Annotated in this window: 13 protein-coding genes; 9 read left to right on the forward strand and 4 right to left on the reverse strand. The window is 65.6% G+C overall.

The window, feature by feature from the left end:
* The first annotated feature begins 131 nt into the window (after positions 1-131).
* A complete protein-coding gene (gene rtcR / locus N0B71_RS12895; RefSeq protein ID WP_259759251.1) occupies positions 132-1,733 on the forward strand; it encodes an RNA repair transcriptional activator RtcR in 1,602 nt (533 codons plus the stop codon).
* A gap of 13 nt (positions 1,734-1,746) precedes the next feature.
* Here the strand turns inward: rtcR and N0B71_RS12900 are convergent, their stop codons facing one another.
* Positions 1,747-3,612 carry an Lnb N-terminal periplasmic domain-containing protein gene (locus N0B71_RS12900; protein ID WP_259759252.1) on the reverse strand — a complete coding sequence of 622 codons (1,866 nt, stop codon included), beginning with the start codon at positions 3,610-3,612 and terminating at the stop codon, positions 1,747-1,749.
* Positions 3,613-3,673: 61 nt separating this feature from the next.
* On the reverse strand, positions 3,674-4,162 hold the full coding sequence (locus tag N0B71_RS12905) for a DUF3015 domain-containing protein (RefSeq protein ID WP_259759253.1): 489 nt from the start codon (positions 4,160-4,162) through the stop codon (positions 3,674-3,676).
* Positions 4,163-4,392: 230 nt separating this feature from the next.
* Between N0B71_RS12905 and N0B71_RS12910 the strand changes: the two genes are divergently transcribed.
* The 6 genes from N0B71_RS12910 to N0B71_RS12935 all read left to right on the forward strand — a co-directional run bounded on the left by N0B71_RS12910 (position 4,393) and on the right by N0B71_RS12935 (position 9,618).
* Positions 4,393-4,716, forward strand: a complete 324-nt coding sequence (locus tag N0B71_RS12910) for a TraR/DksA family transcriptional regulator (protein ID WP_259759254.1) — start codon at positions 4,393-4,395, stop codon at positions 4,714-4,716.
* 96 nt (positions 4,717-4,812) lie between these two features.
* Complete coding sequence (locus N0B71_RS12915; RefSeq protein WP_259759255.1) at positions 4,813-7,320, forward strand: Lon protease family protein; 2,508 nt, start codon at positions 4,813-4,815, stop codon at positions 7,318-7,320.
* Between the two features lie 148 nt (positions 7,321-7,468).
* On the forward strand, positions 7,469-7,810 hold the full coding sequence (locus N0B71_RS12920) for a PA4575 family protein (protein WP_233300022.1): 342 nt from the start codon (positions 7,469-7,471) through the stop codon (positions 7,808-7,810).
* A gap of 171 nt (positions 7,811-7,981) precedes the next feature.
* Positions 7,982-8,476 carry a TIGR00645 family protein gene (locus N0B71_RS12925; protein ID WP_259759256.1) on the forward strand — a complete coding sequence of 165 codons (495 nt, stop codon included), beginning with the start codon at positions 7,982-7,984 and terminating at the stop codon, positions 8,474-8,476.
* Positions 8,477-8,601: 125 nt separating this feature from the next.
* Positions 8,602-8,898, forward strand: coding sequence for a DUF6482 family protein (locus tag N0B71_RS12930; protein WP_259759257.1), 297 nt, complete (start codon positions 8,602-8,604; stop codon positions 8,896-8,898).
* A gap of 102 nt (positions 8,899-9,000) precedes the next feature.
* The gene (locus tag N0B71_RS12935; RefSeq protein ID WP_259759258.1) at positions 9,001-9,618 is read left to right on the forward strand and encodes an FKBP-type peptidyl-prolyl cis-trans isomerase; all 618 of its coding nucleotides are present in this window, start codon (positions 9,001-9,003) and stop codon (positions 9,616-9,618) included.
* Between the two features lie 243 nt (positions 9,619-9,861).
* Here the strand turns inward: N0B71_RS12935 and N0B71_RS12940 are convergent, their stop codons facing one another.
* Both N0B71_RS12940 and N0B71_RS12945 read right to left on the reverse strand, forming a co-directional pair.
* Positions 9,862-10,086 (reverse strand): PA4570 family protein, encoded by a 225-nt coding sequence (locus N0B71_RS12940; RefSeq protein ID WP_015475681.1) that lies wholly within the window; start codon positions 10,084-10,086, stop codon positions 9,862-9,864.
* 170 nt (positions 10,087-10,256) lie between these two features.
* Entirely contained in the window at positions 10,257-11,225 is a 969-nt protein-coding gene (locus tag N0B71_RS12945) for a polyprenyl synthetase family protein (protein ID WP_259759259.1), read from the reverse strand.
* 242 nt (positions 11,226-11,467) lie between these two features.
* Between N0B71_RS12945 and rplU the strand changes: the two genes are divergently transcribed.
* The gene (rplU, locus tag N0B71_RS12950) at positions 11,468-11,779 is read left to right on the forward strand and encodes a 50S ribosomal protein L21 (RefSeq protein WP_017521623.1); all 312 of its coding nucleotides are present in this window, start codon (positions 11,468-11,470) and stop codon (positions 11,777-11,779) included.
* A 22-nt stretch (positions 11,780-11,801) separates the two neighbouring features.
* Positions 11,802-12,059 carry a 50S ribosomal protein L27 gene (gene rpmA / locus N0B71_RS12955; protein ID WP_017521622.1) on the forward strand — a complete coding sequence of 86 codons (258 nt, stop codon included), beginning with the start codon at positions 11,802-11,804 and terminating at the stop codon, positions 12,057-12,059.
* The last annotated feature ends 123 nt before the right edge of the window (positions 12,060-12,182 follow it).

Raw genomic sequence — 12,182 nt, forward strand, 5'->3', positions numbered from 1 at the left:
TGGTGTGTTTTCAAATTATTGATAAATAACGATTTAATTTTATTTGCGGTGTAAATTTCCGAGTTTGAGGATTGGCCGGTTCTGGGATTTATGGATATGCTGAGATCGTTGTTTATCTTTATGGATAAAAGATGAAAGCCAAGAAAACCGTCGCCATCGGCTTCCTCGGTTCCACCCTGGACCGCGTCGGCAAGGGCGCGGCGCGCTGGCAGAAGTGGCGGCCGACGGTCGGCCTGTGCCAGCAGCAGGACCTGCTGATCGACCGTCTGGAGCTGATCCACGGGCTGGATGCGCGGGACCTCAGCCTGGCCGAGCGTATCGCTGCCGACGTGCGCCACGTGTCCCCGGAAACCGAGGTGCGCCTGCAGCCCATGGCGTTGCGCAACCCGTGGGACTTCGAGGAGGTCTACGGCGCGCTGCATGATTTCGTCGGCGGCTATGCCTTCGATACCGAGCACGAGGATTACCTGGTGCATATCACCACCGGGACCCACGTCGCGCAGATCTGCTGGTTCCTCCTCACCGAGGCGCGTTACCTGCCCGCGCGGCTGGTGCAGGCATCGCCGTCGCGGCGCAAGGACGAGGCGCGGCAGCCGGAAGGAACCGTCGCGGTCATCGACCTCGACCTGTCGCGCTACGACCGCATCGCCACGCGCTTTCGCCGCGAGCAGGAGGAGAGTCTCGCTTTCCTCAAGTCCGGCATCGCCACGCGCAACGCCGAGTTCAACCGTTCCATCGAGCAGATCGAGCGGGTCGCCGGGCGTTCCCGCGCGCCCATGCTGCTGATCGGCCCGACGGGCGCGGGCAAATCCTTTCTCGCCCGCCGCGTCTACGAGCTCAAGCGCGCGCGGCACCAGTTCCAGGGCCGCTTCGTCGAGGTGAACTGCGCAACATTGCGCGGCGACGGCGCCATGTCCGCGCTGTTCGGCCACATCAAGGGCGCCTTCACCGGCGCGCAGAACGCCCGCGAAGGGCTGCTGCGCGCGGCGGACGGCGGCATGCTGTTCCTCGACGAGATCGGCGAACTGGGCCTGGACGAGCAGGCCATGCTGCTCAAGGCCATCGAGGAAAAACGCTTCTTCCCCCTGGGCGCGGACCGCGAGGTGGGCAGCGACTTCCAGTTGATCGCCGGCACCCACCGCGACCTGCGCGAACGAGTGGCCGAAGGGCTGTTCCGCGAGGACCTGTTCGCCCGCATCAACCTCTGGACCTTCGACCTGCCTGGGCTGGCCGGGCGTCGAGAGGACATCGAGCCGAACATCGACTTCGAACTGGAGCGCCATGCCCGCGAGCAGGGTCGCCTGGTGCGCTTCAACCGCGAAGCGCGGACGCGCTACCTGGCATTCGCCAACTCGGCGCAAGCGCTGTGGAGCGGCAACTTCCGCGAGCTGTCGGCGTCCATCACGCGCATGGCGACCCTGGCCGACAGCGGGCGGATCGACGAGGCGTTGGTGGAGGAGGAGATCGGCCGGTTGCGCCGCTCCTGGGGCGCCGCGCAGGCCCAGGGGCCGCTGGATCGATGGCTGGGGGAGGGTGCCGAGGCGCTGGACCTGTTCGATCGCCTGCAACTGGAAGCGGTGATCGACGTCTGCCGGCAGGCGCGGAGCCTGTCCGATGCCGGTCGCCAGCTGTTCGCCGTCTCGCGACAGGAGAAGCAGAACCCCAACGACGCCGACCGCCTGCGCAAATACCTGGCGCGCTTCGGGCTGGACTGGGCGTCGTTGCGGGACTGAGGCGCCACGCGCCTCAGTAGTGGTACCAGCGCAGCTCCAGCATCACTTCGCTGCGCGGGCTGGCCTCGTGGCTGAACTCGCGCTGGGCCGACAGGCGCAGGCCGAGGTTGCGGCCCAGTTCCACCTGCTGGCCGAAGCTCAGGGTGCGGCGCACTTCGCCGTTGTGGAAGTAGTCGCCCTTGCCTTCCAGGCTGAGGTTGCCCAGCGGGTTGCTCCACAGCATGCCGGTGTCGAAGCCCATGGCCGGCGCGATGGTGGCGGCGAAGTCGGGGTTGTTCTCGATGCGGGCCGTGCCCAGGGCATAGGCTTGCAGGTCGTCGGTCAGCTTCCAGCTGCCGCCGGCGCCGCCGTTGAGGTGGCCGACGAGGGTATCGTGGTCATTGTCGCTGTGCTTGCCGATCACCCGCTCCCAGCCGCCGGCGACCTGCCACGAGAGCGGCTTGAGCAGCTCGTTGCGCGGCGTCATGGAGCGGATGGTGACCAGGTCCAGCTGCTGCAATTGCCAGCGGTTGCCTTCGTACTGGCGCAGCTTGAGCTGGCCGAGTTCGATCTGCGCGCCGAGGGGGAAGCCGTACGCGTTGTCGTCGAGGTCGTGGTAGGCCATGCGCAGGCCATACTGGGCGAAGGCTTCGCCGTCGCGGCTGCCGGCGCCGATCTGCCAGGTGCGCGACTCGTGACCGTCCTCCGGCTGGCCGGGGCGTTCCACGGCCAGTGCCGGCGGCGGATTGCGGTTGATCGCCTTGAGCAGGTTGTAGCTGCGCGAGGCGGTGGATTGGTCGCGCTCCTGGCCGGTGGCGCGGTAACGCACCAGGCGGAAGGCCGTGTCCTGCACCAGCGCCTGGCGATCGGCGGGCAGGGCGGCGAATGCGGGGCTCTGCAGCTGGCTGTCGTCGTCGGCGATCTGGCGTGCCAGCACCTTCTCGTCATGGCTCAGGGGCTCGCCGCGGGCGAGCAGCTCGCGCTCGCGGGACGGGCGATAGTCGATCCGCTCGATCAGCCCGGCGTCCTTCACCGCGCGCACCGTGTCGGTGGGGATGGCGGTGAGGGGGAAGTGATCGGTGAGTTCGGTGCCGGGGCGGGCGATCTCCAGCAGCTCCAGCAGGCGGAACGAGCAGTTCTCGTCGAAGAAGTAGTACTTGAAGCGGATCTGCTTCAGCTCCCAGACGTGCTCGACCATGCGCGCGGTTTCTTCCGGCGTCAGGTTCAGGCGGTATTCCCAGAGGTCGCGGTTCTCCAGGCGGCTGTATTCGGAAAGCTTCTCGCGGTAGGGCACCAGGGCGAACAGGCCGGGGTAGCCGCCCATCAGGCCTTTCCAGGCGTAGAGGATGCTGTTGTCCATGCCCTCGATGTAGGCGCCGAAGTTGAGCGCGTAGCTGAGCAGGGCGGTGTGGTCGGAGTCGACGTCGGCCTGGTCGATGCGCAGCAGCGTGTGGCCGAACATCGAGGACGGGCTGTTCAGGTAGGCGGCCGGGAACACCAGCACGGCGCTGTGCGGGTTGATGTCGTGGTACCAGGTGGTGAATTCCTTGCACTCCACCGCCGGCAGGTCATCGAGCTGCAATTGCTGGCGCAGCCAGCGGGTGCGCGCCGGATAGACGCACTGGGCGTGCTTGTCGCCGAGGCTCGCCGGGGCGTAGAGGGCGTTCACGGTGGCGGCCAGTTCCGCGTCGGGGTGGCGGTCTCCGTCCGCGGCGAGGAAGAACTTCGGGTCGTCGACGAAGCTGCGCCAGCCACCGAGCTTGGCGTGTTCGTAGTGACCCAGGGCCAGCCAGTAGGGTTCGTCAGCCAGCGATTGCAGGCGTTGCGGGTCGATCTGCGGGGCCGCGATCAGTGGCGTGCAGGCGCACAGCGCCATCCAGGGCAACAGGCGTTTGGGCATCGAGTGGGCTACTGGAAGGAAAGGGGGAGCCCGCCCGGAGCGGGCGGGCTCGCGTCGGCCATCAGGCCTGTTCGGCGTACTTGGCCAGGGTGCTGTCCTGCTTCAGGACGGCCTGGGTGTTGGCGTAGACGTCTTCAGCGGTGACGTCGGACTTGTTGAAGATCTGGGCGAAGTGTTCGTGGGTGACCTGGGCGAAGTGCGCACGGTCCTCGGGCTTCACGCCCAGTACCACGGCGTAGGTGGTCAGCGCTTCGCCGTCACCCTTGGCCATGTCTTCGGACAGCTCGTCCATCATGCTGCTGAGCACGATCATCGGCTTGCCGCCGTAGGTCAGCGCGCCGTTGGTGTGGCAGCCGTTGGTGCCGGTGGTCATGCCGAAGGTGTTGTTGCCGCTGGTGCCGTTGGTGGTCGCTGCCAGGACGTGGGTGGCGGTGCCGCGCTGGCCCTTGAACAGCATGTTGCCCCAGCCGCAGCCGTCGCTGCCGGGTGCATCGGCGAGGGCGCTCACGGAGGCGGTGGCGAGGAGGGTACCGAGCAGAATCCTTTTCATCTTTTTTCTCTCTTTTTGAGGTCGGGGACCATTGAACAGCCGCTGACAGCAGAACAGCGCCAGGCCAGAGCTTTTCTCCATTGCCTGGCGGGTGTCAAGGCAGGCGCTGCCGCAGCCGCTCCGGCCGGGCCTGCGCAGGCGTCGCGAATGACCGGTAGTTGATCGGTATCAGCGGCGGAAGTCTTGGAACCGACCACACTTGAATCAGTTCCCCTTGCGAGGAAGTAGTCATGGTCGATTTCGATCCACGGCCAGCGCTGGACCAATTGGCGGCCGAGTATTCCAAACGCGCCGAAGCCATCCGCCGCGACCTCGGTCGCAGCCATTCGCCGGACTTCGCCGAGCAGGCCCAGCAGCGGCAGAACGACGACGTGCTGCGCGCCCTGCTGGCCGAGGCGGAGGCGGGCATGCGCCTGGTGGGCCTGGCGCGCCTGCGCCTGGTCGAGGGCACCTATGGCGAATGCGCGCGTTGTGGCGAGGCCATCGAGGAGCGCCGCCTGCGCGCCCTGCCGGCCGCCGAGCACTGCCTGCGCTGCGCCGATGCGGTGGACTGAAACTGTCACCAATACTGCCTTGCCAGTGGCGCGCGGGCGGCGCGAGAATGCGGACGAATCTCCGCGGCCTCGCGCCGCCCGAAGCAAGGACCTCCAATGCCCGATTCCGTTGCTGCCGGCCTGCGCCTGGCGCCCGATGAACTGACCCGCCCCTTCACCCCCGAACAGTTTCCCTTCAAGACCACCGAAGAACTGGAGCCTTTCCTGGGCGTGCTTGGACAGGAGCGCGCGGTCGAGGCGCTGCAGTTCGGCGTGGCGATGCCGCGTCCGGGGTACAACGTGTTCGTCATGGGCGAGCCGGGTACCGGTCGCTTCTCGTTCGTGCAGCGTTACCTGAAGGCCGAGGGCAAGCGCCTGCCGACGCCGGCCGACTGGGTCTACGTCAACAATTTCGATGATTCCCGCGAGCCGCGGGTGATCGAGCTGCCGCCGGGCAGCGCCGCCGAGTTCGGTTCCGATATCGATCACCTGATCGACAACCTGCTGTCCACCTTCCCCTCGGTGTTCGAGAACCCGGCCTACCAGCAGAAGAAGAGCGCCATCGACCGCGCCTTCAATCAGCGCTACGACAAGGCCCTGGATACCGTCGAGCGCCTGGCGCTGGAGAAGGAGGTCGCCCTCTATCGCGACAGCGCCAACATCGCCTTCACCCCGATGAAGGACGGCAAGGCGCTGGATGAAGCCGAATTCGCCCAGTTGCCGGAAGAGGAGCGCGAGCGCTTCCACGCCGACATCGCCGACCTGGAGGAGCACCTCAACGAGGAGCTGTCCAGCCTGCCGCAGTGGAAGCGCGAATCGAGCAACCAGCTGCGCCAGCTCAACGAGGAAACCATCACCCTGGCGCTGCAGCCGCTGCTGGCGCCGCTGGTGGAGAAGTACAACAACAATTCCGGGGTCAGCGCCTACCTGCAGGCCATGCAGCTCAACCTGCTGAAGACCGTGGTCGACCAGTTGGTGGACGCCGAGCGCACCGACCCGCAGCGCAAGCAGAGCCTGGAAGAGCAGTACGCGCCGAACCAGGCCATAGCCCACCACGCCACCAGCGGTGCGCCGGTGGTGTTCGAGTCGCACCCGACCTACGACAACCTGTTCGGCCGTATCGAATACGCTTCCGACCAGGGCGCGCTCTACACCAGCTACCGCCAGCTGCGCCCCGGTGCGCTGCACCGCGCCAACGGTGGCTTCCTGGTGCTGGAGGCGGAGAAGTTGCTCAGCGAGCCGTTCGTCTGGGACGCCCTCAAGCGTGCGCTGCAATCGCGCCAGTTGAAGATGGAGTCGCCGCTGGCCGAGCTGGGCCGCCTGACCGCCATGAGCCTGACGCCCCAGGTGATCCCGCTGAATATCAAGGTGATCATCATCGGCTCGCGGCAGATCTACTACACGCTGCAGGACCTCGATCCGGACTTCCAGGAGATGTTCCGCGTGCTGGTGGACTTCGACGAGGACATCCCGCTCGCCGAGGACAGCCTTGAGCAGTTCGCCCAACTGCTCAAGACCCGCACCTCGGAAGAGGGCCTGGCGCCGCTCACCCGCGAGGCCGTCGCGCGCCTGGCCACCTACAGCGCCCGCCTGGCCGAGCACCAGGGGCGCCTGTCGGCGCGGATTGGTGATCTGTTCCAGCTGGTCAGCGAAGCGGACTTCATCCGCCAGTTGGCCGGCCAGGAAGTGACCGACCTGGGCCACATCGAGCGTGCCCTGAAGGCCAAGGAAACCCGCACCGGCCGGGTGTCGGCGCGGATTCTCGACGACATCCTCGCCGGCATCATCCTGATCGACACCGAAGGCGCCGCCGTAGGCAAGTGCAACGGCCTGACCGTGCTGGAAGTGGGTGATTCCGCCTTCGGCATGCCAGCGCGCATCTCCGCCACCGTCTATCCGGGCGGCAGCGGCATCGTCGACATCGAGCGCGAGGTCAACCTCGGCCAGCCGATCCACTCCAAGGGCGTGATGATCCTCACCGGTTACCTCGGCAGCCGTTACGCCCAGGAATTCCCCCTGGAGATCTCCGCCAGCATCGCCCTGGAGCAGTCCTACGGCTACGTGGACGGCGACAGCGCCTCGCTGGGCGAGGTCTGCACGCTGATCTCCGCCCTGTCGCGCACGCCGCTGCGGCAGTGCTTCGCCATCACCGGCTCGATCAACCAGTTCGGTGAAGTGCAGGCCGTGGGCGGGGTCAACGAGAAGATCGAAGGCTTCTTCCGCCTCTGCGAGGCCCGTGGCCTGACCGGCGAGCAGGGGGTGATCATTCCGCGCGCCAACGTCGCCACCCTGATGCTCGACGAGCGCGTGCTGCAGGCGGTGCGCAACGGCCAGTTCCACATCTACGCCGTGCGCCAGGCCGACGAGGCGCTGAGCCTGCTGGTCGGCGAGCCGGCCGGTGCGCCGGACGCCAAGGGCCATTTCCCCACGGGCAGCGTCAACGCCCGCGTGGTGGAGCGCCTGAAGGAAATCTCCGAGCTGGGCATGGACGAGGAGGACAAGGAAAAGCCGGCCAAGGAGCCTGCCGCCGCCAAGCCGGCCAGCAAGCCGAAAACCGAGAAGGTGCCGGCGGAGAAGCCGCCAGTGGAAAAAGAACGCGCCCGCCGGAAGAAGGACGCCGACTGACCGTCGGGCGGGGCAGGGGCGCCGCCGCGGCGCTCCTGTCCGCTGGTTTTACACACCGTTGCCTGCAACATACGGGGATAAATCCGCGCTTTCGCGTGTCGGAACCTGGGTGTAGTCTCGAACTCAGGACAACCGCGAGGGTGCCGCCATGCCGCGTAACCTCTGCCTCATCCGCCCCTGTCTGGGGCTGACCACGCGCATCGAGTGCGAGATCAGGCCGCTGGCCGGAGAGAATGGACTCTGGACCTTGTTGTGCGCTGCCGGCATGTCCGGCGCGCAGCCCACCGCCATCAAGGCGCAGGGCCCGTTCTGCGGGCCTTTCGTGGCGGAAGGCGTGCTCGACGCGATCTCCGACTGCCTGGCCCAGCAGGGCTACATCGTGGCAGACGACCCGCCCATCTGGCAGTTGCACCTGCAAGGCGAACTGCGCCGCCTGAACGGCGAACGCTCGCGCCATGTGGGCAATTTCCAGTTCCGCCCGGAAGGTTGACGGTCGATTGCGCAGCCCCTGCACAATCCGCTGAAGCCCGCGGGGCGCCTGGACGCTGCGGTTTCATACCGTGGCCGCCCACATATTTATCCACAGAAATCCGGGATAACTTGTAAACCTCATCCGTTATACTGCGGCCGCCCTTTTCCCAAGACCTTTCCTACGAACACCATGGAACGATTCGTCGAAAACTCCCTGTACGCGGCGCGCTGGCTGCTGGCGCCGATCTACATCGGCCTGTCGCTGGCCCTGCTGGCGCTGACCATCAAATTCTTCCAGGAAATCTTCCACATCCTGCCGAGCATCTTCACGATTGCCGAAGCGGACCTGATCCTGGTGCTGCTGTCGCTGATCGACATGGCGCTGGTCGGCGGCCTGCTGGTGATGGTGATGTTCTCCGGCTACGAGAACTTCGTGTCGCAGCTGGACATCGACGAAGGCAAGGAAAAGCTCAGCTGGCTGGGCAAGATGGACGCCAGTTCGCTGAAGAACAAGGTGGCTGCTTCCATCGTGGCGATTTCCTCGATCCACCTGCTGCGCATCTTCATGGATGCCAAGAACATCGATGACAACAAGCTGATGTGGTACGTGATCATGCACCTCACGTTCGTCCTCTCGGCGTTTGCCATGGGTTACCTGGACAAGGCCACGCGCCACGATCACTGAGGTTCCCCCGCGCTATCCCCTCCGCCCGGCCGTTGCAAAACGGACGGGCGGTTGCGTTTTCGGCTTGCGGTGGGCCCCGGCTGGTCAAGACTTCTGCGTGGATCAACCCGCAGGAGGTGCAGCATATGAATCTGCAGGAACTGACCAGACGTTCCGTCGCCGGTGACATCGACGAAATCAACCTGGTGTCGCTGGAAGGCGATATCTATGTGCTGGAGGCGCGAATGGGCGCGCGCTTCTACCCGGTGCAGGACGAGGCCGGGCACGTCATCAGCGTGCGTTCGGTCGCCCACGCGCGGGAGGTGCTCAAGGCGCTGCCCAGCGTTCCGTTCCATCTGGTGCATGCGGTGGTGCATGACGAGATGTGCGGCATGGACGATGAGCGCGACATCGGCGCGGGCGTGACCATCCCGCTGCACTAGCGTGGCCAGGACTCCCGCCGCGCGAGGCATGCGCGGTGGGGGAGGCGGAGCATCTGTGCTAGGCTGGCGGCCCTTTTTCGAACCCCCAGCGGAGCGCCCGCCATGAGCGAACTCAACCTTTCCACCGACGAAGCCCGCGTCAGCTACGGCATCGGCCGTCAGCTGGGCGACCAGCTGCGCGAGAACCCCGTTCCGGGCATGACCCTCGACGCCATCCTGGCTGGCCTGTCCGACGCCTACGCCGGTGCCGAAAGCCGCGTGCCGGGCGAAGCCCTGTCCGCCAGTTTCCAGGTGATCCGCGAGCGCATGCAGGCCGAAGCCCAGGCGAAAGCCGAAGCCGCCGCCGCCGTTGGCCGTGACTACCTGGTGGAAAACGCCAAGCGCGAAGGCGTGACCGTCCTGCCGTCCGGCCTGCAGTACGAAGTGCTGACCACCGGCGAAGGCGCCAAGCCGTCCCGCGAGGACACCGTGCGCACCCACTACCACGGTACCCTGGTCGACGGCACCGTGTTCGACAGCTCCTACGAGCGTGGCCAGCCGGCGGAATTCCCGGTCGGTGGCGTGATTGCCGGCTGGGTCGAGGCCCTGCAACTGATGAACGCCGGCAGCAAGTGGCGCCTGCACGTGCCGAGCGAGCTGGCCTACGGCGGCCAGGCCGTCGGTAGCATCCCGCCGCACAGCGTGCTGGTGTTCGACGTCGAGCTGCTGGATATCCTCTGATTCCCGACGGTTCGCTGCGCAGCGCCATCCCTGGCGACTGCGCAGGAAGAAAGGGGCGCTCAGGCGCCCCTTTGTGCATCCGCCTCCCGGGCGGCGGAGCACCGGCGGCGCATCCTGCACCGCCACAATCACTCAGGCGTATCGGCTCTTGTAGGAGCGAGCTTGCTCGCGAACCTCTCAGCTCTGGCGCTGTGCTGTTCGCGAGCAAGCTCGCTCCTACCCTTACCGTCGGCTGCGTCGCTCTCAGCGCAGCGCGCGGGCGTAACAGAACAGGAACAGGTTGCGCACCAGCTCCTTGAGCACCAGCGGCTCGCTGGTGCTGAGCTCGGACAGCTCGAGGCCGCCCTGTTCGCGCAGCTCGTCCAGCGCGTCCTCCTCCAGCACCGCGCAGACTTCCCCGGTGTCCCGGTGCAGGATGCGCAGGTAGGGGTGCGGGCGATCCAGCCAGGCGTCGATCATGTAGGTCATGGCGAGTTCCTCCGTGCAGACCGTTTAATGAGAATAATTCCTATTATCTCAATAGCAAGCCTTAATGGGATAATTTTTCGCGCAGGCGACGATCTGTTGTCCCCGGTCAATGGAGCGGCAACAAAAAGCCCGCCGCGGCGGACCGGGGCGGGCTCTTGCGAAACGGCAGATCAGTGCGTGCGGGCGACGGCGAACTCGGCCAGCTCGATCAGTGCGGCCTTGTACTCGTTGTCCGGCAGCGCCTTGAGGCAGTCGATGGCGCGGGCGGCGTACTCGCGGGCCAGGTTGGCGGTGTAGTCCAGGGCGCCGGCGGCTTCCACGGCGGCGCGGATGCCTTCCAGGTCCTGGCTGCCGCCCTGCTGGATGGCCTTGCGCACCAGCGCGGCCTGTTCCGGGGTGCCATCGCGCATGGTGGCGATCAGCGGCAGGGTGGGCTTGCCTTCGGCGAGGTCGTCGCCGACGTTCTTGCCCAGGCTGGCGGCGTCGCCACGGTAGTCGAGCAGGTCGTCCACCAGTTGGAAGGCGATCCCCAGGGCGTCACCGAACAGGCGCAGCGCTTCGGATTGTTCCGGCTGGGCGTTGGCCAGCGCGGCGGCGCTGTGGGTGGAGGCCTCGAAGAGCATCGCGGTCTTGCCGCGGATGACTTCCATGTAGGTTTCTTCGGTGGTGCTGGCGTCACGGACCTTGGACAGCTGCAGCACTTCGCCTTCGGCGATCACGCGGGTGGCCTGGGAAATGATGCGCATGACCGGCATGGAGCCCAGCTCGACCATCATTTCGAAGGAGCGCGCATAAAGGAAGTCGCCCACCAGCACGCTCGGCGCGTTACCCCACTGGGCATTGGCGGTGGCGCGGCCGCGGCGCAGGCCGGAGGCGTCGACCACGTCGTCGTGCAGCAGGGTGGAGGTGTGCAGGAATTCGATGGTGGCGGCCAGCAGCTTCAGGTCGTCGCCCGAATAGCCCAGGGCCTTGCCGGAGAGGAGCACCAGCAGCGGGCGCAGGCGCTTGCCCCCCGCGGAGATGATGTAGTCGCCGATCTTTTCCACCAGGGGAACGCGGGAAGTGAGTTGGCGACGGATGATGCCGTCGACGGCGGTGAAGTCGTCCGCCACCACGCGATAGAAAGCCTGGGGTTGCATTAAAGACAGCGCTCCTCGTAGATTGCCGCGGCATGCTAGGTGCCGCTGTTTGGGCTGTCAAGGCAAGGCCCCATGGGGCTTGATCCGCACCGGGGCTTTGCGTACAATCGCGGCCCCGAACTTCCCTGGCATATCCTGCCTTACGCAATTGCACGGGCGTCCTTTCCGGCCCCATGCAGCCATGCCGACCGATTCCTCTTTCTATAAAGCGTCGGGTGAGCAGGTCTAACGGAGACATCCAGATGTACGCAGTAATTGTTACTGGTGGCAAGCAATACAAAGTCACCGAAGGCGAATTCCTCAAGGTCGAGAAACTCGACGTCGCCACCGGCGAAGCGATCAACCTGGATCGCGTTCTGCTGGTCGCCAACGGCGATGACGTCAAGATCGGCCTGCCGGTGGTAGAAGGCGCGAAAGTGACCGCAGAAGTGGTTTCCCACGGTCGTCACGACAAAGTGCGCATCATCAAGTTCCGCCGCCGCAAGCACCACATGAAGCGCCAGGGCCACCGCCAGTGGTTCACTGAAATCAAAATCACCGGCATCCAGGCCTAATTCCTTTTAGGAGAATTGACTCATGGCACACAAAAAAGCTGGCGGTAGTACCCGCAACGGCCGCGACTCAGAAAGCAAACGCCTTGGCGTGAAGCTGTTCGGTAGCCAGGCTGTCAAAGCAGGCAACATCATCGTGCGTCAGCGCGGCACCCAGTTCCACGCTGGCTACGGCGTTGGCATGGGCAAGGATCACACCCTGTTCGCTAAAGTCGACGGCGTGATCAAGTTCGAAGTGAAAGGCGCCTTTGGCCGTCGCTATGTAAGCGTCGTCGCTGCCTAAGCGAGCTCTCACTGAAAAAGCCCTGTCTCGCGACGGGGCTTTTTTGTTTCTGGCGTTTCCAGGCGAGGTGCCGTCGGTTCGGGCGTTTGCGCGGACTTGGCTGTATCCTATGCTCCTTTTCTT

Source organism: Pseudomonas sp. GCEP-101 (assembly GCF_025133575.1).
GTDB lineage: Bacteria > Pseudomonadota > Gammaproteobacteria > Pseudomonadales > Pseudomonadaceae > Pseudomonas > Pseudomonas nitroreducens_B.

What these genes read in the sequence shown, in the direction of transcription:
- rtcR (WP_259759251.1), top strand. Translation starts at nt 132, where the DNA reads ATGAAAGCCAAGAAAACCGTCGCCATCGGCTTCCTCGGTTCCACCCTG.
- N0B71_RS12900 (WP_259759252.1), bottom strand. Translation starts at nt 3,612, where the DNA reads ATGCCCAAACGCCTGTTGCCCTGGATGGCGCTGTGCGCCTGCACGCCA.
- N0B71_RS12905 (WP_259759253.1), bottom strand. Translation starts at nt 4,162, where the DNA reads ATGAAAAGGATTCTGCTCGGTACCCTCCTCGCCACCGCCTCCGTGAGC.
- N0B71_RS12910 (WP_259759254.1), top strand. Translation starts at nt 4,393, where the DNA reads ATGGTCGATTTCGATCCACGGCCAGCGCTGGACCAATTGGCGGCCGAG.
- N0B71_RS12915 (WP_259759255.1), top strand. Translation starts at nt 4,813, where the DNA reads ATGCCCGATTCCGTTGCTGCCGGCCTGCGCCTGGCGCCCGATGAACTG.
- N0B71_RS12920 (WP_233300022.1), top strand. Translation starts at nt 7,469, where the DNA reads ATGCCGCGTAACCTCTGCCTCATCCGCCCCTGTCTGGGGCTGACCACG.
- N0B71_RS12925 (WP_259759256.1), top strand. Translation starts at nt 7,982, where the DNA reads ATGGAACGATTCGTCGAAAACTCCCTGTACGCGGCGCGCTGGCTGCTG.
- N0B71_RS12930 (WP_259759257.1), top strand. Translation starts at nt 8,602, where the DNA reads ATGAATCTGCAGGAACTGACCAGACGTTCCGTCGCCGGTGACATCGAC.
- N0B71_RS12935 (WP_259759258.1), top strand. Translation starts at nt 9,001, where the DNA reads ATGAGCGAACTCAACCTTTCCACCGACGAAGCCCGCGTCAGCTACGGC.
- N0B71_RS12940 (WP_015475681.1), bottom strand. Translation starts at nt 10,086, where the DNA reads ATGACCTACATGATCGACGCCTGGCTGGATCGCCCGCACCCCTACCTG.
- N0B71_RS12945 (WP_259759259.1), bottom strand. Translation starts at nt 11,225, where the DNA reads ATGCAACCCCAGGCTTTCTATCGCGTGGTGGCGGACGACTTCACCGCC.
- rplU (WP_017521623.1), top strand. Translation starts at nt 11,468, where the DNA reads ATGTACGCAGTAATTGTTACTGGTGGCAAGCAATACAAAGTCACCGAA.
- rpmA (WP_017521622.1), top strand. Translation starts at nt 11,802, where the DNA reads ATGGCACACAAAAAAGCTGGCGGTAGTACCCGCAACGGCCGCGACTCA.